Origin of the sequence: Sorangium sp. So ce296, assembly GCF_051529605.1 — a bacterium.
GTDB classification, from domain to species: domain Bacteria; phylum Myxococcota_A; class Polyangia; order Polyangiales; family Polyangiaceae; genus Sorangium; species Sorangium cellulosum_D.
In genome coordinates this window covers 12,443,055-12,467,004 of the sequence record NZ_CP150325.1, presented here as the reverse complement: position 1 = coordinate 12,467,004, position 23,950 = coordinate 12,443,055, and the positions used below count along the sequence as shown (strand labels likewise).

The window sequence follows — 23,950 nt, the reverse complement described above, 5'->3', positions numbered from 1 at the left end:
CGGAGACCGACGGAGACTGACGGAGACCGACGGAAAGCGGCGCGCGCTCGCGATCCCACCACCGGACGACTGCCACCCGGAGTAGGATGGGTTACGGTGGACGCCTCCGAGCTCCTTGCGGTTTTGGCACGACGCGGCGTCGAGCTATCGACCGATGGAGACCAGCTCCGGCTTCGCGCCCCCGCGGGCGTGATCACGCCCGCGCTCCGGGACCTCGTGGCTCGCCACAAACCGGAGCTGCTCGCCCTGCAGCGCGCCCGCCGCAGCGCCCGCGCCATCCCGCCGGCGCCGGCCCACGGCCCCCTCCTGGCCTCGTGGGCCCAGGAGAGCCTCTACCTCTTCGAGCGCCTCGCGCCGAGCTGCGCCGCGTACAACATCGCGCTCACGATCCACCTCGCCGGCCCGCTCGATCCAGGCGCCCTCGCCCGATCCATCGAGCTCATCGGCCTCCGCCACGAGCCGCTCCGGACCACCTTCGCCGAGGTGGACGGCGCGTGCTCGCAGATCGTCGCTCCCCCGGAGCGCTCGGCCCTCCCGGTGCGCTACCTCGACCTGCGCGGCGCGCGGGACGCCGCCGAGCGAGCCGGCGCCGTCGCGGACGAGGAGGCCGAGCAGCGCTTCGACCTCGCCCGCGGCCCGCTCGCGCGCGCCGTCCTGCTCCGGCTCGCCGAGGAGCGGCATCGCCTGCTCTTCGTCGCGCACCACATCGCCTTCGACGCCTGGTCGACGCGCGTGCTCGCCCGCGAGATCGAGGCCAGCTACCCTGCCCTCGCCGCGGGCCTCCGGCCGGAGCTCGCGCCCCTCCCCGTCAGGTACGCCGATTACGCCGCCTGGCAGCGCGCCCGCTCCGGCCCGGAGGTCGACGCCGATCTCGCCTTCTGGCGCGCCCAGCTGCGGGATCTCGGCCCGCTGCCGCTGCCCGCCGATCGCCCGCGCCCCGCCGCCCCGAGCTACCGCGGCCGGCGTGTCGGGCGCGAGGTGCCGCCCGAGATCGCGCAGGCGCTCTCCGCGTGGAGCCGCGCCGAGGGCGTCACCCCGTTCGCCACGCTGCTCGCGGCCCTGCAGATCCTGCTCGCGCGGCTCTGCGGGCAGGCCGACGTCGCCGTGGGCGCGCCGAGCGCAGGCCGCGGCACGCCCGAGCTCGATCCGCTCATCGGTCTGTTCGTGGACACGCCCGTGGTGCGCGCCGATCTCTCCGACGATCCCTCGTTCCGCGCGCTCGCGCGCCGGGCCTCGGCGGCGGCGCTGGAGGCCTTCGCGCACGACCGGGTCCCGCTCGCCCGCATCGCGGCCGAGCTCGCGGCGGACCGGCGCCAACGCGGGCCGCTCTTCCAGGTGATGCTCAACTGGATCGGCTTCGAGGAGGCCCGCCTCTCCCTGCCGGGCGTCGAGGCCGAGCTCGAGGAGCGCATGCCGGGGGCGCGCTTCGATCTCACGCTCTACGCGCGGCCGCGCGGCGAGCGCCTGCGCCTCGAGCTGGCCTGCGCCGCCGACCTGTTCTCGGAGGAGCGCGCGCGGGAGCTGCTCGCGCAGATCGCCGCCCTGCTCGCCCAGGCGCTGGAGGATCCGGAGCGGCGCGCCAGCCAGTTCTCGCTGGTCACGCCCGAGGCAGCGCGGCGCCTGCCCGACCCGGCGGCGCCGATCCGCGCCACGTCCGGGCCGCCGGTGCACCTCCGCTTCGCGGATCATGCGCGCCGCGATCCGGCGCGGGTGGCGGTGGAGGCGCCGGGCGAGCGCTGGACGTACGGCGCGCTCGGCGCCCGCTCCAGCCAGCTCGCGCGCCTGCTCGCCGCGCGCGGCGTGAGGCGGGGCGATCGGGTCGCGGTGTACGCGCAGCGCAGCGCGGCGTTGGTGTGGGCGCTGCTCGGCGTGGCCAGGGCAGGCGCAGCGTTCGTGGTGCTCGACGCGGCCTACCCGCAAGCGCGGCTCGCGGCGTGCCTGCGCATCGCCGCGCCGCGGGCCTGCCTCCACCTCGAACAGGCGGGCCCGCTGCCGCCCGAGCTCGCAGCCGCCCTCGCCGAGGCCGGTTGCGGGTCCGCGGTGATCCGGCTCCCGCCGGGCGGCGCGGATGCGGAGGGGCCGTGGCGCGCGCTGCCCCCGGACGACCCCGGCGTCGAGATCGGCGCCGGCGATCTCGCCTACGTGGCCTTCACCTCGGGCACCACCGGCGCGCCGCGCGGCGTCGAGGGCGCCCACGGCCCGCTCGCGCACTTCGTCGCCTGGCACGCGCGCGCCTCCGGCCTCGGGCCGGACGACCGCTTCGCGCTGCTCTCCGGCCTCGCGCACGATCCGTTGCTGCGCGACGTCTTCACCCCGCTGTCGCTCGGCGCCGCGCTCTGCGTACCGGACGGCGAGGCCGCGGCGCCGCCCGGCCTCTCGGCGTGGCTGCGCCGCGCGGCCGTCACCGCCGTCCACCTCACCCCGGCCGTCGGGCGCCTGCTCGAGGCGCCGCTGCCGGCGCTGCGCCGCGTCTGCTTCGGCGGCGAGGCGCTCTTCCCGCGCGACGTCGCCGCGGCGCGCGCCGCGGCGACGGGCGCCGCCTTCGTGAGCTTCTACGGTGCCACCGAGACGCCGCAGGCGATGGGCTGGATCGCGCTGCCCGAGGGCTGCGAGGCGCTCGCGCGCGAGCGCGTGCCGCTCGGCCGGGGCATCGACGGCGCGCAGCTGCTGGTCCTCACGCCCGACCGCCGCCTCGCCGGCGTGGGTGAGCTCGGCGAGATCTACGTGCGCACCCCGCACCTCGCGCGCGGCTACGCGGGCGACGCCGAGGCGACGCGCGAGCGCTTCCTGCCAAGCCCCTTCTCCGCCGATCCCGGCGACCGCCTCTACCGCACCGGGGATCTCGGCCGCTTCCTCCCGGACGGCCAGGTGGAGATCGCCGGGCGCGCCGACCGCCAGCTGAAGCTCCGGGGCGTGCGCGTCGAGCCTGGCGAGGTCGAGGCCGCGCTGCGGCAGCACCCAGCGGTGCGGGAGGCGACCGTGGTGCTGGCCGAGGGCCACGGAGGCGAGGCGGAGCTGCGGGCGTACGTCGTGGGCACGGGCGAGGCGCCTGGCGCGCCGGAGCTGCGCGGGTTCTTGCGGGCGCGGCTGCCGGAGCCGATGGTGCCCGGCGCGATCACGGCGCTCGCCGCGCTGCCGCTGACGCCCAACGGCAAGGTGGATCTGCGCGCGCTGCCGCCGCCCCGCCCGGAGCCGCCGGCGGCGGACGAGGCGCCGCGCACACCGGTGGAGGACGTCGTGTGCGCGTTGTGGGCGCACGTGCTCGGCGCGGCCCCGGCCGGGCGGCGGGCGAGCTTCTTCGAGGCGGGGGGGCACTCGCTGCTGGCCGCGCGGCTCCTCGCGCGGGTGCGGGACGCGCTCGGGGTGGAGCTCACCCTGAAAGCGCTCTTCGAGGCGCCCACGGTCGAGGCCCTCGCCGCGCGCGTCGAGGCGGCGCGCGCGGCGCCCGGGGCGGAGCCGGCGCCCGCGCTGCGGCCGGCGCTCCGGGACGGGCCGCCGCCGGCCTCGTTCGCGCAGCGGCGGCTGTGGCTCCTGCACCGGATCGACCCGTCGGACACCTCGCTCCGCATCGCGCAGGCGGCGCGGCTGCGGGGCCGGCTCGACCGCGAGGCGCTGGAGCGAAGCCTCGCGGAGATCGAGCAGCGGCACGAGGTGCTGCGGATCACGTTCACGCCGGCAGACGGCGAGCCGATGCCGCGGATCGGCCCGGCGCGCCGCGCGTTGCTCGAGCCGATCGAGCTGCCGATCGGGCCCGGGGAGGAGCCCGCGGCGGCCGTCCGGCGCTGGCTCGCGGCCTGGTCCGATCGCCCGTTCGACCTGGAGCGGGGCCCGATCTGGCGAGCGGCGCTCGTGCCGATGGGGCCGCACGAGCACGTGCTCGCCGTGTGCGTGCACCACATCGCGGCGGACGCGGCGTCGATGCGCGTGCTGCGGGAGGAGCTCTGCGCGCTCTACGGGGCGCTCGCGCGAGGCCAGCCGTCGCCGCTCGGCCCGCTGCCCATCCAGTACGCGGACCACGCGGCGTGGCAGCGGCGCCGCCTGACGGCGCGCGCCGCCGACGCGCACCTGGCCTACTGGCGGGAGCAGCTCGCCGGCGCGCCGGAGCTCGAGCTGCCGCTCTGCGCGCCGCGCGCGCGAGCGGGGCCCCGGCGGGCGGCGAGGCGGTCGCGCGCGCTGCCCGGTCCGCTGGTCGATGCGGTCCGGCGGCTCGCGCGCGGCGAGGGGGCGACGCCGTTCATGGCCGTGCTGGCGGCGCTCGGCGTGGTGCTGGGTCGCCACGCCCGGCTCTCCGAGGTGGTGATCGGGGCGCCCTTCGGCCAGCGGGAGCAGCTCGAGGTGGAGGGGCTGATCGGCCTGTTCGTCGAGCCGGCCGCGCTGCGGGTGGATCTGCGCGGCGACCCGACCTTCCGGGCGCTCTGCGGGCGCGCGCGGGAGGCGGTGCTGGGGGCTCACGCGCACCGCGCGCTGCCCTTCGAGCGCGTGGTGCAGGCGCTCTCGTCCGGCCGCGAGCCGGGGCGGCACCCGCTGTTCCAGGTCTTCTTCAACTGGGTCCACGCCGACGTCGAGCGCTTCTCGCTGGGGGAGCTGGAAGCGGAGATGCTCGTCCCCGCGGAGCTGCCGGCGCCCTACACGCTGACGGTGCGCGCGGTGGAGCGGCCGGACGGCGTCGCGCTCACCGCGGCGCACGACGCGGCCGTGTTCGCCCCGGAGCAGGCGGACCAGCTGCTGGAGCACGTGGCGGAGGTGCTGGCGGCGGCGACGCTGCGGCCGGACGCTCCGGTCTCGTCCATCGCCCTGTCGCCGCCCACCGCGGCGCGCCGCGAGCGGCGGGCGCTCGGCGCGCCAGGCCCGCGCTTCGTGGAGCTGCGCGGCGAGGGCGACACGCTCGTGGCCTGCTTCGAGGCCCAGGCGCGGCGGCGCGCGGCGGCCGTGGCGGTGGACACCGGCGCGAAGCAGGTCACTTACGCCGAGCTGGACGCGCGGGCCGAGCGCGCAGCGGCGGCGCTGCTCGGGCGCGCGGCGGCCGCGGCGCGCGTGGCGCTGCTGTTCGAGCACGACGAGCAGATGGTGGCGGGCGTGCTCGGGACCCTCAAGGCGGGCGGCGCGTACGTGCCGCTCGACCCCCGCCTGCCCGACGATCGCCTGGCCACGATCGCGCTCGACGCCGAGGTGGGCGCGATCCTGACGCACGCCGGGGGGCTCGCCCGCGCGGCGCGCGTCGCGCCCCCCGGCGCCGCGGTGGTGGACGTCGACGAGGCGCCCGCGGGACCGAAGCGCGCCCGGCCGGCGGTAGCCCCCGAGGCGCTGGCCTACCTCCTGTACACCTCCGGCTCGACAGGGCGGCCGAAGGGGGTGATGCAGAGCCACCGCGGCGCGCTGCACCACGCGCGCACCTACGCGAGCGGCCTGTTCCTCGACGCGGACGACCGCGTCAGCTTGCTCTCGAGCTACGCCTTCGACGCGGCGGTGATGGACCTCTTCGGCGCGCTGCTCGCCGGGGCCACCCTCTGCCCGATCGAGGCCGGCGGCGAGGCGCTGCTGCGGCTGGGCCCGGCGGTGGCCGAGCGGCGCGTGACGGTGCTGCACGCCACGCCGACCGTCTACCGGCGCATCCTGGAGACGCTCCCCGCGCCCGAGATCCTCGAGACCGTGCGCCGGGTGGTGCTGGGCGGCGAGGAGGCCCGGCGCAGCGACGTCGAGGCCCTCTCGGCGAGCTTCCCGCCCGGGTGCGTGCTGGTCAACGGCCTGGGTCCGACCGAGTGCACGCTCGCGCTGCAGGCCTACTTCGAGGGCCCCGCGGCCCTCGCGCGGCCCTCGGCGCCGGTGGGCTTCCCGGTGCCTGGCGTCGAGGTCCTGCTGCTCTCCGGCGGGCGCGAGCAGGTCGCGGTGTACGGGGTCGGCGAGATCGTCCTGCGCAGCCAGCACCTGGCGCTCGGCTACTGGCGCGACCCCGAGCGCACCGCGGCCGCCTTCGCGACCGACGCCGAGGGGCGCCGGCTCTACCGCACCGGGGACCTCGGCCGGCTCATGCCCGACGGCAGCCTCGAGCACGCCGGGCGGCGCGACGCGCAGGTCAAGATCCGGGGCGTGCGCGTCGAGCCCGGCGAGGTCGAGGCCGCGCTGCGGGGGCTCGCCGACGTGGAGGACGCGGCGGTGGTCGCCACGGGGGAGCCCGGGGAGGTGCGGCTCGCGGCGTACGTGGTCCCGCGCCGCGGCGCGCGCCCCGACCCCGCGGCGCTGTCCGGCGCGCTCCGAGAGCGGCTGCCGGCGGCGATGATCCCGGCCTCGCTCGCCTTGCTCGACGCGCTGCCGCTCACGCCCACCGGCAAGGTGGATCGCCTCGCGCTCGCGCGCCGCGCGCCGGTCCCCGCCGGCGGGCCCCTCGCCTGCGATGCGGGCGCCGCGCGCGCGCCGGAGCCGAGCCGCGACCCGCTCGAGGCCGAGGTGGCCCGCGTCTGGGAGGACGTGCTCGGCGTGCGCCCTGCCGGCGTGCACGACGATTTCTTCGCGCTCGGCGGTCACTCCCTGCTCGCCGCGCGCCTCGTGGAGCGCCTTGAGCGGCGTTGTGGCGCCGCGCTGCCCCTCGCGGCCGTGTTCGAGGGGCCCACCGTCGCGGAGATCGCGCGGCGGCTGCGGCGCGAGCGCCCGGAGCCGGCCGCCCTCGGGGAAGCGAAGCTCGTCTCCCTGAGGACAGGCGGCGAGAGGCCGCCCTTCGTGTGCCTCACGCCGCCCGGATCCCGCGCGTCCCTGCACTTCCAGCACCTCGCGGCGCGGATCGCGCCGGACCGGCCCTTCCTCGCGATCGAGCCGCCCACGTTCGGGGCCAGCGGCCCGCTGCCCACCCTGGCGCAGGCGGTGGACGCCTGCCGCGCCGCTCTGGGCGCGGGCCCAGTGGGCCCGCTCGTCCTCGGCGGCTACTCGAACGGGGGCATCCTCGCCTTCGAGCTGGCGCGCCGGCTCCTCGCGGCCGGCGAGCGCGTGCTGGCGGTCGTGATGCTCGACGCCGCCGCGCCGTCGATGGTCGCGCGGGCCCTCGCCGTGCACGACGACGTCGCCTGGACGCTGCGCTTCGCGGCGAACCTCCTCCGGCGCGGCCGCGCGCGCGAGGCCGGCCGCGACCCCGCGCCGCCCCCGCTGCAGGCCGCCGCGCTGCGCGGCCTCGATCCGGAGGCGCGGCTCTGCCGCGTGCTCGAGGCGGCGCGCGACGCCGGGGCGCTGCCGGCCACGACCACCGTGCGGGAGCTCGGCGACGCCCTCGCGTACTACCGCGCCAACACCGAGCGCAACGCCGCGATCCTCGGCCGCTACGCCCCTCCCCCGTGCCCCGTCCGCGTCGCGCTCCTGCGCGCCGAGCGCCGCGCCGTGGGCGACCCGGATCTCGGGTGGGGGCCGCTCTCCGCCTGGCCGGTCGAGGTGCGCCCGACCCCGGGCGACCACGAGTCGATGCTCGAGGAGCCCGCGGTCGCGGCGCTCGCCGAGCTGCTCTCGCGCTGCCTCGACAAGGTCAGCGCGCCCCCGGGCGGCGAGGGATCGCAGCGGCGGGACACCATGGATCTCGGCGATGGGCGCGGCGCCCCCGCCGGCGCGCAGGAGAGGAGCTCATGCACACCCCGGGTTACAACGTCGTAGACACCCTGTACACGAGCGCGCACACGATCGTGTCCCGCGCGCGCCGGGAAGCCGACGGTCGCACCGTGATCCTGCGGGCGCCGAGGCGTCCCGACAGCACCGCGGATCTGGCGAAGCTCCGGCACGAATACGGGATGCTGCTCCTGCTCGGCTGGGGGCACTTCCTCAATGCGCGCGAGCCGAGCCGGCTGCACCCCGGGGGGGTCGTGGCCTCCGAGGATCCGGGCGGAGCGCCGCTCGCGCGCATCATCCCCGGCGAGGGCATGCCGCAGGAGACCGCGCTCTGGATCGCCGAGCGGCTCATGGATCGCGTCGGCGAGATGCACCAGCGCCGCATCCTCCACAAGGACGTGAACCCGTACAACGTGCTCGTCGACGTGGGGGCGCGGCGGGTCGAGCTGCTCGGCTTCAGCACCGCCACGCGCCTGCCGCGCGAGGCGCCCAACGCGCTGAGCCCGGAGCGCATCGAGGGCCTCCTGCCCTACGTCTCGCCGGAGCAGACGGGCCGGATGAACCGGCCCATCGACCACCGCACGGACTACTACTCCTTCGGGGTCACGCTCTACCAGATGCTGACCGGGCGCCTGCCCTTCCGCCTCTCGGACCCGATGGAGATGGTGCACGCGCACCTGGCGCGGACGCCGACGCCGCCGCACGAGCTCGTGCCGGCCGTCTCGCGGCCCGTCTCCGACCTGGTGATGAGGCTGCTCGCCAAGAACCCGGAGGAGCGCTACCAGAGCGCCCGCGGCGTCCTCGCCGACCTGCGCGCAGCCCTCGAGCAGCTCGCCACGCTCGGGCGCGTCGAGCACTTGAACCTCGGCGCCAGCGACCGGCCCGATCTCTTCCAGATCCCCCAGCGGCTGTACGGTCGCGAGGCCGAGGTGGCCGCGCTGGTCGAGGCGTTCGAGCGCGCGAGCGCCGGCCGGCGCGAGCTCGTGCTCGTGGCTGGCTACTCGGGCATCGGCAAGAGCGCCATCGTGCGCGAGGTGCACAAGCCCGTCGTGCGGCGGCGGGGGTTGTACATCGAGGGCAAGTACGAGCAGCTCAAGGCCGACATCCCCTACTTCGCGCTCACCGCCGCCTTCCGAGGCCTCTTGCGGCAGCTGCTCGGCGGGTCGCCCGAGAGCCTCGCCCGCTGGCGAGAGCGGCTGCTGGAGGCCCTCGGCAAGGACGGGGGCGTGCTCACCGATGTCATCCCGGAGCTCTCGTTGATCATCGGCGGGCAGCCGCCCGCCGTGGAGCTCGGCCCGAGCGAGGCGCAGAACCGCTTCAGCTCCCTCTTCGAGCGCTTCGTCGGCGTCTTCGCCGGGCCGGAGCACCCGCTCGTGGTCTTCCTCGACGACATGCAGTGGGCGGACTCCGCGTCGTTGAAGCTCGTGCAGCGGCTCACCACCGGCCCGGAGGAGCTGCACCTGCTCGTGGTGGGCGCCTACCGCGACAACGAGGTCGACGCGGGACACCCGCTCCAGCTCGCGATGAAGGAGATCGAGCGGGCGGGCGCGCGGATGAGCTCGATCGCGGTGGGGCCGCTCGCCGGGCCCGACGTCGTGGCGCTGGTCACCGACGCGCTCCGCGCCGCCCGCGGCGAGGCCGAGCCGCTCGCCACGGTGCTCCTGGAGCGGACCCACGGCAACCCCTTCTTCCTGATCCAGTTCCTGCACGCCCTGCACGAGGAGGGGCTGCTCCGCTTCGACCCGCAGAGCGGCTCCTTCCGCTGCGACGTGGGCGAGGTGCGCCGGCAGAAGGGCAGCACCGACAACGTGATCGATCTGATGGTGCGGCGCCTGCGGAGGCTCCCCGAGCGGACCCGGGCGACCCTGACGCTCGCGGCCTGCATCGGCAACCTCTTCCACCTGAGCACGCTGGCCGTGGTCACCGGCCGCTCGCGCGCCGAGATCGCCGCCGATCTCTGGGAGGCGGTGAACGAGGGGCAGATCGTCCCGCTCCTGGACGACCTCAGCCCCGAGGCCCGCGCCCTGCTCGAGAGCGGGCGGGCCGCCGCCGGCCCTCCCTCCCAGGAGCGCCCGCCGTCCACCGCCTCGCAGCCGCACAGCAAGCTCGGCCAGGGCGATCCGTCGCAGACCCTCCCCTTCGACGCCGATCCTGCGGCGCTCGAGCCGATCGAGATCTCCTACCGCTTCCTGCACGACCGGGTGCAGCAGGCCGCCTACACGCTGATCTCGGAAGAGGAGCGGCGCGCGGTGCACCTCAAGGCCGGCCGACTCCTGCTCGCGCGCGTGAGCCCCGCCGCGCTCGAGGAGCAGGTGTTCGACATCGCGGGCCACCTCAACCTCTGCCTGGACCTCATCGACGCGCCCGCCGAGCGGCGGCAGCTCACCGAGCTGAACCTGCTCGCCGGGCGGCGCGCGCGCGCCTCCACCGCCTACGGCGTCGCGCTCAAGCACCTGGCCGTGGCCGACCAGCTCCTGACCGACGGGAGCTGGGAGCGCGACTACGAGCTGGTCTACGCGCTGCACCTCCTGCGCGCGGAGTGCGAGTTCCTGGACGCGAACCACGACGCCGCCGAGCGGCTGTTCGTGGACCTGCTCGGCCACGCCCGCACGGCGCTGGAGAAGGCCAACATCTGCGTCCTGCGGACGATGCTCTACCGGAACGCGGTGCGCTACGGCGACGCCGTGCAGGTGATCCTCTCCGGCCTGCGCCTGCTCGGCGTCGATCTGCCGTCGCCGGACGACGCCGAGCGGCTCGGCGCGATCGCCGCCGCCGAGGCGGGCGAGCTCAAGGCGCTGCTCGCCGGCCGGGCCATCGCGGATCTCATCGACCTGCCCGAGGTCACCGACCCCGAGACGCTGGTCGTGATGGATCTGCTCGAGGAGCTCTCCATCGACGCCATCTACGTGGGGCCGCTGCTCCTGCAGGTCGCCGTCTTCAAGCTGGTCGTGCTCTCGCTGCGCCACGGCAACGCGCGCGCCTCCTGCTCCGCCTACGCGGCGTACGGCTCGCTGCTCGGGGTGGCCATGCACGACTCGCGGGCCGGCTGCGCGTTCGGCCAGCTGGCCATGGAGCTCAGCCGCAGGTTCGGCGACCCGCGCGCCGGGTGCCGCTCGGGCGTGTGGTACGGCGCCTGCGTCGGGCACTTTGGCGAGCCGCTGCCGGTGGGCATCGCCGTCCTGCGCGAGGCCTGCGACATGGGCGTGCGCGCGGGCGACCCGGCCTACGCCTCGTACGCCGCGTTCTTCCTCGCGGTGCACTCGATGGCGCGCGGGGAGAGCATGGATGAGGCGCTCACCGAGCTCGCCCACTACCGGCGGCACATGGACGCCGAGAGCCGCCTCAGCGTGCTCGCCCACCGCCAGATGGCGCTCAGCCTGAAGGGCGCGACGCGCGCCCCGGGCGACTTCGACGACGGGACCATCGAGGAGGCCCGCTTCATCGCGGATCTGCGGGCGTGCAGCGTGCTCGCGCTGCAGCACTACCACGTCGCCAAGCTGCAGGCCCTCGCCCTCTCCGGCCGCCACGAGGAGGCGATGCGCGTCATCGACGCCTCCATCGCCCTCGGCGACATCGAGTCGATCCTCTTCGGCCAGCTCGCGCCCACCATCTTCGCCTTCTACGCCGCCCTCTCCACGATGATCGTGGCCCAGGGGCTGTCCGGCCCCGAGCGCGCCGCGAGCGAGGAGGCGGCGCTGCGCTGGCTGGACAAGCTGCGGCGCTGGGCCGAGGGCTGCCCGGCGAACTTCCAGCACCAGCACCTGCTCCTCTCGGCCGAGCTCGCGCGCCTGCAGGGCCGGGAGATCGACGCCATCGACCTCTACGAGCAGGCGATCGTGTCGGCCAGCGAGCACGGCTTCCTGCAGCACCTCGCGCTGGCGGCCGAGCGCGCCGCCGAGCTCCACCTCGACCGCGGCCGGCGTACCCTCGTGCGAGGCTACCTCGTCATCGCCCACGACGCCTACACCCGCTGGGGCGCCACGGCCAAGGCGAGGACGCTGGAGGAGCGCTATCCCCACCTCACCGCCGAGCACGTCGACGGCGGCCCCTCGGGCGCGGCGCTCGACGCGACCACGGTGATGAAGGCCGTGCAGACGATATCGAGCGAGATCGTGCTGGAGCGCCTGCTCCAGCGCATGATGCGCATCATCCTGGAGAACGCCGGCGCGGAGCGCGGTCACCTCCTCGTCCACCGCGAGAGCGGGCTCGCGGAGGAGGCGGCGGGCACCGCCGGCGGCGAGCATGTCACCGCCCTCCGGTCCATCCCCGTCGAGCGGTGCACGGACCTCCCGCTCTCCATCGTCCGCTACGTCGAGCGCACCGGCGAGATCCTGGTGCTCGACGACGCGGCGAACGACCCCCGCTTCCACGCCGATCCCACCGTGGCGAGGCGCCGGATCAAATCGATCCTGTGCGCGCCCGTCGTCAAGCAGCGGCGGCGGCTCGCGATCCTCTACCTGGAGAACAACCTGACCACCGGCGCGTTCACCGCGGATCGCACGCGCGTCCTCGAGGTCCTCTCCTCCCAGGCGGCGATCTCCCTGGAGAACGCCTGGCTGTACGACACCCTGGAGCAGAAGGTGGCGCAGAGGACCACGGAGCTGCAGAGCAAGAACACCGAGCTGGAGCGGGCGATGAGCCGCCTCGTCGAGACCCGGAACCAGCTGCTCATGCAGGAGAAGCTCGCCAGCCTCGGCGCGCTGACCGCCGGCATCGCCCACGAGATCAAGAACCCGCTGAACTTCGTGAACAACTTCGCTGAGCTCTCGGTGGGGCTGCTCGACGACCTGCGGGAGCAGCTCACCGCCGTGGCCGGGCGCGACCCTGCGGCGGCGGAGCGGGTGACGGATCTGCTCGACGACCTCCAGCAGATCGCGACGAAGATCAACCAGCACGGCCGGCGCGCCGACGCCATCGTGCGGGCGATGCTGGAGCACTCCCGCGGGGGCACCGGCTCGCGGGAGGCGATCGACATCAACACGCTCCTCGCCGAGTACGTCGCGCTCGCCTGCCACGCCCTGCGCTCGCGCGACGGCCTGGAGCCGGTGGCCGTCGAGGCGAGCTACGACGCGTCCACGCCGCGCGTCGTGCTCGTGCCGCAGGAGATCGGCCGGGTCTTCGTGAACCTCCTCAACAACGCCTGGTATGCGACGCGCGCCAAGCAGGCGACGGCCGGCAGCGACTTCGCTCCGTCGATCGCCCTGAGCACGAAGAACCTCGGCGACCATGTGGAGATCCGCGTCCGCGACAACGGCACCGGCGTCCCCCTGGCCATCCGCGACAGCATCTTCCAGCCCTTCTTCACGACCAAGCCGGCAGGCGAGGGCACGGGCCTCGGGTTGTCGATCAGCCACGAGATCGTGCAGGCCAACGGGGGCACCCTCCGCATGGAGAGCGAGGAGGGCCAGTTCGCGGAGTTCATCGTCAAGCTGCCCCTGCCGGGGCCGTCGGTCGGCTGATCCGCGCGGCGGCGCGCCCGGCCGCGGCGCTACATCTCGACGGTCGGCATCTCCGCGAGCGCGCGCGACGCGGGGTCGCTCCGAAGCACCCGGTAGACCGCCGTCGGATCCGCCCTCGGCCAGACGCCCCGCGCGCCGGCGGCCTCGAGCTTGATGTCGCGCCTGGCCCCCGCGCAGACCGCTTCGTCGACGAGGATCTCTCCGGGGAGCGCCGCCCGCGCGAGGTGGGCGGCGGCGTTCACCGCCTCGCCCAGCACCGAGTAGCCGAGCTGCCCGCACGCGTGCGAGCCGACGCCCGCCGCGAGGACGTCGCCCGTGGAGAGGCCGATGCACACCCCGTGCGCATACGGCGAGTCGTCGCCTGCGCGCTGCGCGATCGTCTCGATCTGCGCGCGCACGGCGAGGCACGCCCGGAGCGCCCGATCGAGGTGATCCGGCCCATGGAACACCGCCATGACCGCGTCGCCGACGAACTTGTCGACCATCCCGCCCTGCGCCAGGAGCTCCGGGACGATCACCTCGAAGTTGGCGTTGAGCCGCCGCGTGGCCTCGACGGGGGGCCGCTCCTTCGCGATGCGGGTGAACCGGTGGACATCGACGAACACCACCGTCGCCTCGAGCGTCTCGCTCGCAGTCACGCCCGCGGGCCCGTGCGACCGGAGCCGCTCGATCAGGGCTGCATTCGTGAACTTCCGCAAGAGGTCGTTCTCCTCGTTCGAATGCGCTTTGCGCCGGTGCTCCTCGACGCTCCGGAGCGTCTTCTCCAGCGTCGCCTCCAGATCCTCGAAGTGGATTGGCTTGAACAGGAAATCGAAGGCGCCCCGGTTCATGGCGCGGCGGATGTTGGGCATGTCGCCGTACGCGGACACGATCACCGTCTTCGCCAGCGGGTTCACCTCGGGGACGCGCTCGAGGAGGGAGAACCCGTCCATCACCGGCATGTTGAGATCGGTGACGATGACGTCGATGTCCGGGTTTCGCCGGAGCTCGTCGAGGGCGAGCTGGCCGTTGTCGGCGAAGACGAGCTCGTAGGCGCGGCCGGTCTTCTTGCGAAAATACAGCTTGAGCAGCATCTGGAGGTCGGGCTCGTCGTCGACGACCAGGATCTTGGCGGGGCTCGCCGCGGTATTGCAGATCGAGGCGAAGGCCGAGACGAGCTCTCGGCCCGACTGGAACCTGCGAGAGCGGTCCTTCGCCAGGGCGCGCTCGAAGAAGCGGTCGACGCCGGGGGGGAGGTCGACGCCGAGCGACGACGCCGGCGCGAACGGATCGGTGCAGATGCTGACGATGAGCTCCCGGACGTCGGTCAGCGGAAACGGGAGATGGCCGGTGAGCGCGCGGTAGACGATGACGCCGAGCGACCAGAGATCGGTCAGGGGATGCGGGACGGCGCCGCGGACCTGCTCGGGACTCATGTACGCCGGGGTCCCGAACCGCCCGCTATACCGCTCGTTCGATGGAGCGTCGCTCCCCTCGTGGAGCGTCCACCCGATCCCGAAATCGAGGATCTTCACGGATTCGCCGTATGCGCTCCGGGCAAGGAAGATGTTTGCGGGCTTGAGATCGCAATGGACGATGCCCGCAGCGCTCGCGGCGTCGAGCCCCGCGCTGATCTGCCGGAGCAACGACAGCACGGTCGGGGCCGGGAGCAGGCGCACCCGCCGGAGCCGCGAGTCGAGGTCCTCGCCCTCGAGCAGCTCCATGACGATGTAGGGCGACCCCTCGTCGATGCCGAAGTCGTGCACTTGGACGATGTGCTCATGCCGGACCCGGGCGATCGTCGTCGCCTCCTGCGCCAAGCGGCGCTGCGCTTCGTCGGAGGCGAGCTCATGGGGGGCCATCAGCTTGATCGCCACCGTCCGGCGGAGCATCTGATCGAACGCCTCCCACACGACGCTCATGCCGCCGCGGCCAATCATGCGCCGAAGCGCGTACCTGCCTCCGATCGTGTGGTCGTGCATGACAGCTCAAAACACCTACGCTTCCGCGGACCGCCGGTCAACGGGCAGCGCGCCGCAGGGCCGTTCGGGCGCGGCCGCGGAGATCGCTCGCCATGATGCGGAGATCGCCCGCTGCTGCACCGCGCGCGGGCGGAAGGAGCGATCTCCTCTACCACCCTCGCTTCGAGCGCGCCGTCCTGCGGGACATCGCCGTTCGGGACGCGGCCGAGCTGCCGCGGGTGGGGCCGTGCTGCGTCGCGCCGGGGGCCGCCCGCGGCGCGACGCGAGGGCGGCCCCCTCCGCCGCGAGCGCTACCGGGGCACCAGCACCGAGACGCTGTGGGCCGGCATCGCGTACGTGAAGGCGTTCGTGGCGCCCGGGGTGACCGCATCCGCGGCCACGAGATCGGCCTTTGCGGCCGTGAGCTGCCACACGTCGACGGCCGTGTAGCTCGCGTAGGCGGCGAGGGTCACCGCGGCCGTGAGCGGGGCCGCGGTCTTGTTGATCGCGACGAGGACCATGCGGTTCGGATCGGCCTCGTCGATGCTCGCGTACACGGTGGCCTTCGCGACGTCGCTCGTCTCGGCGTGGATGGACGTGTCGCCGAAGCGCGCGCCTTTCCCGTCGTAGCTCGTGAACGCCCGCACGCCGGCCCGGAGCATCGACACCTCCTCGCCGGGATCCCAGATCGTCGCGAGGAACACGCCCTCGCGGCCGAAGATGCCGAGCGCGTCGGCCTGGGCGATCGCGCCGGAGATGTGGTTGCCGCCCCCGTAATTGTACTCGGTGAAGCCGATCTCGGTGCCCGGGTAATGGGCATCGATCAGGCCGCGGAGCCACGGGATGAGCGTGATCGGGCCGTTCAACACGTCGTTCGCGATCCAGCTGTCCTCCTTGAAGGTGGGATCCCAGAGCGAGCGCGGCGCCTGGACGCGCGCCTCCACGGACTCGGGCGAGGAATCGTCGCCCGTGATGCGCTCGCCGTTCGCGTAGATCTCCGTGTACCAGTGCAGATCGAGCACGTCGACAAGGCGGTGCCCCGCGCTCGCCTCGGCGGCCTTCATGGCGTCGAGGTAATGCTCGATGAAGTTCCCGTCCGCGTCCGGCGCGTCCTGCAGGCTGACGTAGCCAGAATACCCGTACGAGACGAAGCCGGTGACGAGCGCGTTCGGCGCGACGTCCTTGACCGCGGAGGCAAACTCGATGTTCTTCTCGACGAGCTCGGCGTAGGTCACCGGCTCCGGGTGGATGCGCTCGTGGGTGTGATTCCAGAGGTCGGGCTCGTTGTCGAGCGAGAACAGGACGCTCGCGACCTCGCCCTGGAAAGCGTCGGGGAAGGCCTGCTTCATCCAGGCGACGAACTCGTCCTGGTACACGGCGTCGTCGCCGAGATTCGGCGCCGCGGAGAGCGGAGCGCCCTTGCGCGCGATGGTGCGGTGAAAGCGCGTCTGGAGGTAATTCGGGGTCTTGTTGACGTCGCCGTCGCCGGCCTTGTCGGCCGCGACATAGCCGCAGATCGGGATGGTCGCGATGAAGGCGGCGCCGTGCGACAGCGCGTCCTTGGCCAGCACGCGCACCGCCTCGCCGGGGACATCGCCGTTGGGGCCATTGCCGGCGAGGTGGGCGTCGTTCTGGAACATGTAGTCCGAGCCGGCGTTGGAGGCGTTGTTCTCCCAGTTGTAGGCGGTCATGCGGTTGCCGCCCATGCGCACGACGCTCGTCCCGCGCTGCTCGCCGTCCAGGTCCTCGGCCCAGTTGGCCCCGTAGATGAGCGGGCTGATGGGGCGCACCCCCTGATCGACGCGCACGGTGAAGGTGACATCGCCCTGCCCGGGGTCGCCGGGCTCGACGATGTCCGAGGGCAGATGGCCGCCCTGGCCGCCGCTGGCCGTGCCGGTGCCGCCGCTGGCCGTGCCGGTGCCGCCGCCGGCAGCGCCGGTGCCGCCGCTGGCCGTGCCGGTGCCGCCGCCGGAGGCGCCGGCGCCGCCGCTGCCCGCCAGGGACGTGTCGCCGTCGTCGCCACAGGCCAGGAGGGCGGCCGACGCGAGCAGCGCGAACAGGACTCGCTCGGGAGCAAGCGAACCAAGTGTAGAAATTTTCATTACGATGGTCTCCTGCCGGCCATCATTTCCCGAACCGCTTAAGTTAAATGTATTTATTAACCGGTTTACCCTGCCCGGTCGGCGCCCTCGATGTCTTGGCGGTCCACGCTTTCGCGGCGCTGCGTGCGGCCGTTACCGCATCACCCGCTACCGGCGGAGCAGCGCCGGGTCCATCAGATCGACCTCGCCGGGAGATGGCTTGGCGGCAGGGCGCGCTCGCTCGACCGCGGGCGCCTCAGGGGGGCTGTCCTTGGCCGGCGGCGCGGCGGGACGGGCGCGCGCGCTGGACGGCGGGCGCTCTGGCGGGCTCGGCGGCGCCGCTGCGGCCGCGGCCCCCGTGCCTTGCGACGGCGGGGCGCCGTCCGGGAGGCCGGCGCCCCGCGACGGCGGCGCGCCCGCGGCGGCGTCGGCCTCCGGAGCGGGCGCCGCCGCGCTCGCCGCCGGCGCGGGCGGCGGTGGCGGCGCGGGCGCGGCTGCGCTGCGCTGGAGCGCGTGGCTCGGGCTCGGCGTCTCGTCGGTCGACGGCGCCGTCGCGTCGGCGGAGGCAGGCGCCGCGAGCGGGCCCTCCGCGCCCCCCGGAGCGCGCAGCACGGCCACGAGCCCAGCGCCGAGCGCGATCGCCGCGCCCGCGACCAGGACGAGCGCGCCGCGCCGCCCCCTGGACGCGGCCGGCGCATTCGTGGTGCGCGCCGTGGTCGCGCGGTCCGAGGGCGCGTCCTCCGGGCGCGCGGCCGGCGCGCCCGCGTCCGCGCCCGGCGCGGCGCTCGCGTCGGCGGCCGCCGCGCCGGCCCCGGCGACGCGGGCGATGCGCTCGACCGAGAGCCGCGAGCCCTCCGGCGCGTACGGCCCGAGCGCCTGCGCGAGCTCGGCGACGCTCTGAAAGCGCCGCGCGGGGTCCTTCTCCAGGCAGCGGAGCACGACCGCGGCGAGGCCCTCCGGGGCCTCGGGGCAGCCCTCGCGGAGCCCGGCGGGCGCGCCGGCCGCGATCTTCGCGCCCATGGCCATGAAGCTGCCCGCCGCGAACGGCGGACGGCCGGTGAGGAGCTCCTGCAGGACCACGCCGAGGGACCAGATGTCCGTGCGGGCGTCCACGCGCTTCGTGCTCTCGAGCTGCTCGGGCGACATGTACAGCGGAGAGCCCATGATCGCGTCGGGCGCGGTGATGCTCACGTCGAGCGGGAGCGTCACCGCGTGCGCGTCGTCGCCTGCCCGCGCGGCGTCGCTCGCGCGCGAGATCTTCGAGATGCCGAAATCGAGCACCTTGACGAGCGGCGAGCCGTCCCGCCGCGCGGTGAGGAACAGGTTCGACGGCTTCAGATCCCGGTGGACGACGCCGAGCGCGTGCGCCTCGGCGATCGCCTCCCCCGCCTGGAGCACGTAGTCCACCGCCACCCCGACCGGCAGCCGCTTCTTCTCGTGCAGGACCTGCCCGAGGTCCTTGCCGCTCAGGAACTCCATCACGATGAACGGCGTCTCGTCGTCGAGCGTGCCGACGTCCATCACCCGCGCGACGTGCTCGCTCTCGAGCCGCGACGCCGCCCGCGCCTCGCGCAGGAAGCGCGCCACGTCCCCGCCGCTCTTCCTGCCGCGCAGGAGCTTGAGCGCCACGTTCCGCTCGAGCGCCTCGTGCCGCGCGAGCAGCACGACCCCCATCCCGCCGCTGCCCAGCGTCCGGACCACCCGGTACTTGCCGGCGAGCAGCGTCCCCGGCGCGGCGGCCTGCGCCGGGTCGCCGGCCGCCGCGGCCGGGGCGGCGCCGAGGCCCCCGTCGGCGAGGAGGGCGCCGAGCTCGGCGGCGACCTCGGCGGCGCTCGCCGGGCGGCCCTCGGGGGCCTTGGAGAGCATCCGCGCGACGAGCGCCTCGAGCGCCGGCGGGGCGAGCGGGCAGAGCTCCCGGACCGCGGGGGGCCGCTCGACGAGGATCTTCACCAGCACCGCCTCGGTGTCCGCGCCCGAGAACGGCGCCCGGCCGGTCAGGCACTCGAAGAGCACCGCGCCGAGCGCGAACACGTCGGTGCGCGCGTCGGGGGTCGCCGCGCCGCGCACCTGCTCGGGCGCCATGTAGCTCGGCGTGCCGACGAGCGTCCCGGCGCCGGTGACCGCGGCCGCGTTCGGCCCGCGCGCGAGCCCGAAATCGAGGAGCTTGACCCGATCGACGGCGCCGTCCTGCAGGAAGATGTTGCTCGGCTTGATGTCGCGGTGGACGAGGCCCTTCTCGTGCGCGGCGGCGAGGGCCGAGGCGACGCCGCGCCCGACCTCGGCCGCGTCGCGCACGCCGAGCGGGCCGGCGGCGAGCCGCTCCGCGAGCGTCACGCCCACGAGCCGCTCCATGGCGAGGTACCGCTCGCCCATCGGGGTGCTGCCGTGGGCGACGTAGCCGACGATCCCCGGGTGGGAGAGCGCGGCGAGCGCCTCGGCCTCCCGGTCGAACCGGGCGCTCGTCGCCTCGTCGACGTCGCGCAGGAGCTTGAGCGCCACGCTCCGGCGCTCCTCGCGGTCCCAGGCCTCGAAGACGACGCCCATGCCGCCCTCCCCGAGCAGCGTGTCGATCTCGAACCTGCCGGCGACGACCTCGGGCTCGGCCGCGAGCGAGACGAGGCGCCCGACCCCCGCGTCGTCGAGGAAGGTCACCGGGCGCCCCCGAGCAAGGCGCGCGACTCGGCCTCGAACTCGGCCTCGGAGCCGGTGATCTCCCGGAGCTTGTCGAGGAGCAGGCCGCGGAACTCGCGCCGCGCGGAGGAGAGGTAGTTGGTCACGTCGGTGACCTTGATCCCGAGCTCCGCGGCGAGCTCAGCATAGGTGGGGCGGCCCTCGGGGCCCTCGTCGAGCACGTAGCGCTCGAAGACGCGGAAGGTGAGCTGCTTGCCGCCCCGCTCGCAGCGCTCGCGGAGGGCGTCGACCGCCATCCCGACCAGGTGACGCTTCCACTCCCGGTCGAAGTACGTGTCGATCGAGTGGGGCGCGGGCACGGCGAGCGCCTCAATCTCCCGCTCGGCAGAGGGGAAGTCAAGGCTCAGCGTCACCGCATGTCCGCCGCGCTTCTGCCGCCCGCTGCTCTCGGCCTCCTTCATGACGAAGCGGTCGAGGCACATCTTGAGATAGGTGCGGAACAGCGCCCGCGCCGGGTCGTACGCGGAGAACGTCCGCTGCTCGAGCGCGCGCGCGAAGAAGCCCTGCGTCAGGTCGGCGGCGCGCTCGCCTTCCATGCGCCAGCGGACGCGGAGGTGCTTGTACACCGGCTTCCAGTAGGCGCGCACCAGGATGTCGAACGAGCGCGCGCGCTCCGCCGGGTCGTCGCTGCCCACCGCGACGACGGCGGACCGGTGGGTCGTCGGAAACCTGCCTCGCCGGGGCCCGCGCGAGAAATCGTCGGCCATGCCTAAAGGGACGCGGGGGCCACGCGGAATAGGATCATCGACGAGGCGAAGCTACCACAGGCCGACCCCGGGAGGGAGCTCCGGCGGGCCGCGGGCGCAGGGCGGGCCTGCCGGCGCTCCGAGCGCTCGCGCCGCCCGGCGCTCGGCGCTGCGGAGGCGCGCCTCGGTGGTACGGGAGGCGCGGCCTCGGGAGCACTCGATGTTTGAGCCGACCTTGCGTGAAGAGGAGAACAGGACATGAACAAGGCATCTCGTTTGGCCCTTGCCTCGCTGCCCGCCGCGTGTGACGACGGGGGCGTCGACGTGGAAGGACAGGTGGAAGGACAGCAGGTTACCTTCACGGTGCTCGGCGTCCCGGCCGCACGCCCGGGGATCGGGCTGGCAGGCCGGAGCGATGCTCCGACGGCTTCTGAGACTCTTGACCGCTAGCGCCTCCCGAGGACCACGTGAAACCGCTCCGTCCGTTCCGTCGTACGCTCCGCGCTCCCCTCGCGGGGGCGCTCCTCGGCGCCTCCGCGCTGCTCTGGGGCCGGCAGGCCGCCGCCGTGGAGAGCGCCGCCGAGCAGCTGTTTCGAGAGGGCCGCGCGCTCCTTGTCGAGCAGCGCTTCGCCGAGGCCTGCCCCAAGCTCGAGGAGAGCCAGCGCCTCGAGCCGAGCCTCGGGACGAAGCTCAACCTCGCCTTCTGCCACGAGCGGCTCGGCCAGGTGGCCACGGCCTGGGTCGGCTTCCAGGAGGCGCTGATCACGGCGCGGACCGCGGGGGACGCGGCCCGGGAGGCGTTCGCCAAGGCGCGGATCGACGCGCTCGCGCCGCGGGTGCCCTGGCTCCGGGTGCGCGCCTCGGCGGGCGACGCGGGCGCCGACCAGGTGACGATCCTGCTCGACGGGGCGGCGCTCGATCCGGTCGCGTGGGACAAGGAGCTGCCCGTGGATCCGGGCGAGCACGTCGTGGCCGCGGCGCACCAAGGGGAGGTCTTCTGGGAGACGACGGTGGCGCTGAAGGAGTCGGAGCGCGTGGACGTCGCCGTGCCGGCGCCCGCGCCGGCGGAGGCGGCCCCGGCGGAGGCGGCACCGGGGGCCGCGTCGAGGCCGGCGGCGCGGTCGCCGGCGGCGCGGCTGCCCAGGGCGCGGCTGCTGCCCGATGCGCCGCGCGATGGAGTGCGCGACGAGAGGAGCGTGCGCGCCGCCACGCCGGGCGTATTGGACCGCCTCGTCTTCGAGGCAGGCGGGTTCATCGGCTATCTCTGGATGGAGGCAGACGACATCGATGTCTGCAGCATCAGCGGGTATGGGGACTGCTACTACGCTCTCGCAGAGGGTAGCTTCCTCGCAGGGGCGACGGGGTTTATCGGATACACGGCGACGGAGCGCCTGGACCTCGGCATTCGCGCCCACCTCAGCCTTCACTCGAGCGCGGGCCTGCTCATCGCGCTCGGCCCGTCGGTGTCGTACCCGCTCGGCGATCGCTTCCGGGTGGGATCGTCGCTGCTCTTCGGCACGGCGACGCAGAGCGGGACGGCCTACACGGAGAGCTATTCGTGGAATGAGGACGGCTACCAATATGGTGGAGACATGGTGGAGGCGAGCTTGTCGCTGGGATTTGCTCTGGGCCTGGGCGCCGAGATCGGCATGAAGCTCACGGACAGCCCGTCGGGCTCGCTCTTCCTGCAGGCCACGCCGCTGTTCCTCGTCGGCGCGGACGGCCTGGCGGCGTCCCTGCCGCTCGGCGTGGCCTACCGGTGGAACTGACGTCCTGAGCCGGCTGCGCTCAGGGCGCGGTCACGACGGCGATCTCGCCGGTCGCGTACAGCGCGGAGGTGTCCCACGCGAGCCCTGGGGCGAGCGGCACGTCGATGTTCACCGAGGCGAACGCCCCCGTGAGGTCGCCGCTCCAGCCGAGCAGAGCCACGGTGTCCCCGGCCTGGAACGACGTCGACCCGTCCGCCGGCCGGACCTCGAGCGCCCCGTCGAGGTGGACGTCACCGTCCACCTGGAGGAGCGGCAAGGCGCTCGATCCTGCGACCGTGACGCGGAGGGCGGCGCCCGGCCCCTGGGTGTAGCTGCCGGCGACGACGGTCGACGGGTGGACCTCTCCCACGGAGAGCTCGCCGGCCTGGAGGTTGTCGAGATCGCCCACGAAGCTGCCGATCTCGAGGCGCCCGCCGGCGAGCTCGAAGTCGCCCGCCGCGACCTCCATCGCGCCCGCGATGAGGTCGCCGTCCGCGAGGCGCACGGACGGCCCCAGGTACGGGTAGGGATCGCCGCCTGCCCACGGCGTGGTCCGCAGGAGGCCGCCAATGCTCACGAAGGCGTGCTTGTCGACCAGGAGCGATGGATACTGGTTGCCGATGGCAGAGACGGTGACGTCGCCGCTGTTGATCCACGATGCATAGACATCGTTCGCCTTGACGAAGCCCCCGCCGAGCTCGGAGCGGATCTCGGTGTCCTCCGTCACGAGGGTCCCATAGGCCCCGACGGTGAGCGTGCCGTATCCGCGGTTCGCCCCTACGCGCAGGAGCCCCTGGTTGGTCCACGTGCCGCCCCAGCCGCTCACGGTCGCGTGGCTGTTCAGGAGGTCATCGCCGTCGATGCTCGCGCCCACCGTGAACAGCTCGCCGCGGTGAATGTTCAGGAGGCCACGGCTCGCCACGCCGAGGACGAACTCCCCCGTGCTCACCCACTTCGTCGCGGAGCCCGTGATCACGACCTCGCCCCCGCAGATCGAGCAGCCGTGGACGCCGCCGATATAGACGTCATGGGAGAAGAGGCTCCCTCCTTGCTTGAGCTCGACGTACCCCTGCCCGAGGTCGCCGATGTAGGTGTTTCCTCCGCTCGTCAGGGTGGCGTCGTACCCCTCGACGAACAGACGACCATGACCCAGCGTGCCCCTCGCGCCCACCACGAGGTCGTCGGTGATCACCTCGGCGCCGTTCCGGACGACGACCCAGCCCTCGGAGAGGTTGGCTCTGCCGATCCCCATGGATCCATGGTTGATCCATGTCGAGCCATACCCCTCGATCAAGACGGTGCCGAAATCGGCGCTCCCCCCGTTCACGGACGCGCCGGGGCTGATCAACGTCCCACCATCGGTCACCTCGACCGTCCCGGATCCCACGACGAGCTGGCTCGTCCCCAGGTCCCAAGGATCGGATGGATTCTGAGGCGTTACGCCTCCCGCGATGGTCACGGCTGCGTGGGCCTGTTCTGCCGCGCCCGCCGACGCGGCAGCGAGCAGCACCGAGAGAGCGCATCGAGCTTGGTATTTCGTCATTCTCATCCCTCCACGAGAAGGTTCCGTGCGCGTGAGAGCGCGCCATTGCCTGATGCCCCAGAAGCGCCGGAGCACCATGCGAATGTGGTCTCCCACGATGAAATGGATATGCGAATCGATTCACCATTGCAATGAATTTCGCCGTGTCATCGCGACCTGGGCCCGCGTGCGAGCGGATGGTAGAAATCGAGTCACACAAGCCCGGCAGCGTGCCTGTTGGT

Annotated in this window: 8 protein-coding genes; 3 read left to right on the top strand and 5 right to left on the bottom strand. The window is 74.0% G+C overall.

The window, feature by feature from the left end; genetic code table 11:
- Positions 1–96: 96 nt before the first annotated feature.
- Together WME98_RS45970 and WME98_RS45965 are read left to right on the top strand one after the other, a co-directional pair.
- Entirely contained in the window at positions 97–7,629 is a 7,533-nt protein-coding gene (locus WME98_RS45970) for an amino acid adenylation domain-containing protein (RefSeq protein WP_437947962.1), read from the top strand.
- Entirely contained in the window at positions 7,602–13,040 is a 5,439-nt protein-coding gene (locus WME98_RS45965) for a trifunctional serine/threonine-protein kinase/ATP-binding protein/sensor histidine kinase (protein WP_437947961.1), read from the top strand. Before WME98_RS45970 ends, WME98_RS45965 begins: the two co-directional genes overlap by 28 nt.
- Before the next feature lie 29 nt (positions 13,041–13,069).
- Here the strand turns inward: WME98_RS45965 and WME98_RS45960 are convergent, their stop codons facing one another.
- From WME98_RS45960 to WME98_RS45945, 4 genes are all read right to left on the bottom strand, one after another.
- Positions 13,070–14,941, bottom strand: coding sequence for a protein kinase domain-containing protein (locus tag WME98_RS45960; RefSeq protein WP_437947960.1), 1,872 nt, complete (start codon positions 14,939–14,941; stop codon positions 13,070–13,072).
- Positions 14,942–15,291: 350 nt separating this feature from the next.
- Entirely contained in the window at positions 15,292–17,082 is a 1,791-nt protein-coding gene (locus WME98_RS45955) for a glycoside hydrolase family 44 protein (RefSeq protein ID WP_437947959.1), read from the bottom strand.
- Positions 17,083–17,229: 147 nt separating this feature from the next.
- Positions 17,230–19,713 carry a serine/threonine-protein kinase gene (locus tag WME98_RS45950; protein WP_437947958.1) on the bottom strand — a complete coding sequence of 828 codons (2,484 nt, stop codon included), beginning with the start codon at positions 19,711–19,713 and terminating at the stop codon, positions 17,230–17,232.
- Entirely contained in the window at positions 19,710–20,459 is a 750-nt protein-coding gene (locus tag WME98_RS45945) for an RNA polymerase sigma factor (protein ID WP_437947957.1), read from the bottom strand. Before WME98_RS45945 ends, WME98_RS45950 begins: the two co-directional genes overlap by 4 nt.
- A 446-nt stretch (positions 20,460–20,905) precedes the next feature.
- On the opposite strand from WME98_RS45945, the gene WME98_RS45940 reads away from it, so the two are divergent.
- A complete protein-coding gene (locus WME98_RS45940) occupies positions 20,906–22,207 on the top strand; it encodes a hypothetical protein (protein WP_437947956.1) in 1,302 nt (433 codons plus the stop codon).
- Positions 22,208–22,226: 19 nt separating this feature from the next.
- Here the strand turns inward: WME98_RS45940 and WME98_RS45935 are convergent, their stop codons facing one another.
- A complete protein-coding gene (locus WME98_RS45935; protein WP_437947955.1) occupies positions 22,227–23,573 on the bottom strand; it encodes a hypothetical protein in 1,347 nt (448 codons plus the stop codon).
- Between the last annotated feature and the right edge of the window lie 377 nt (positions 23,574–23,950).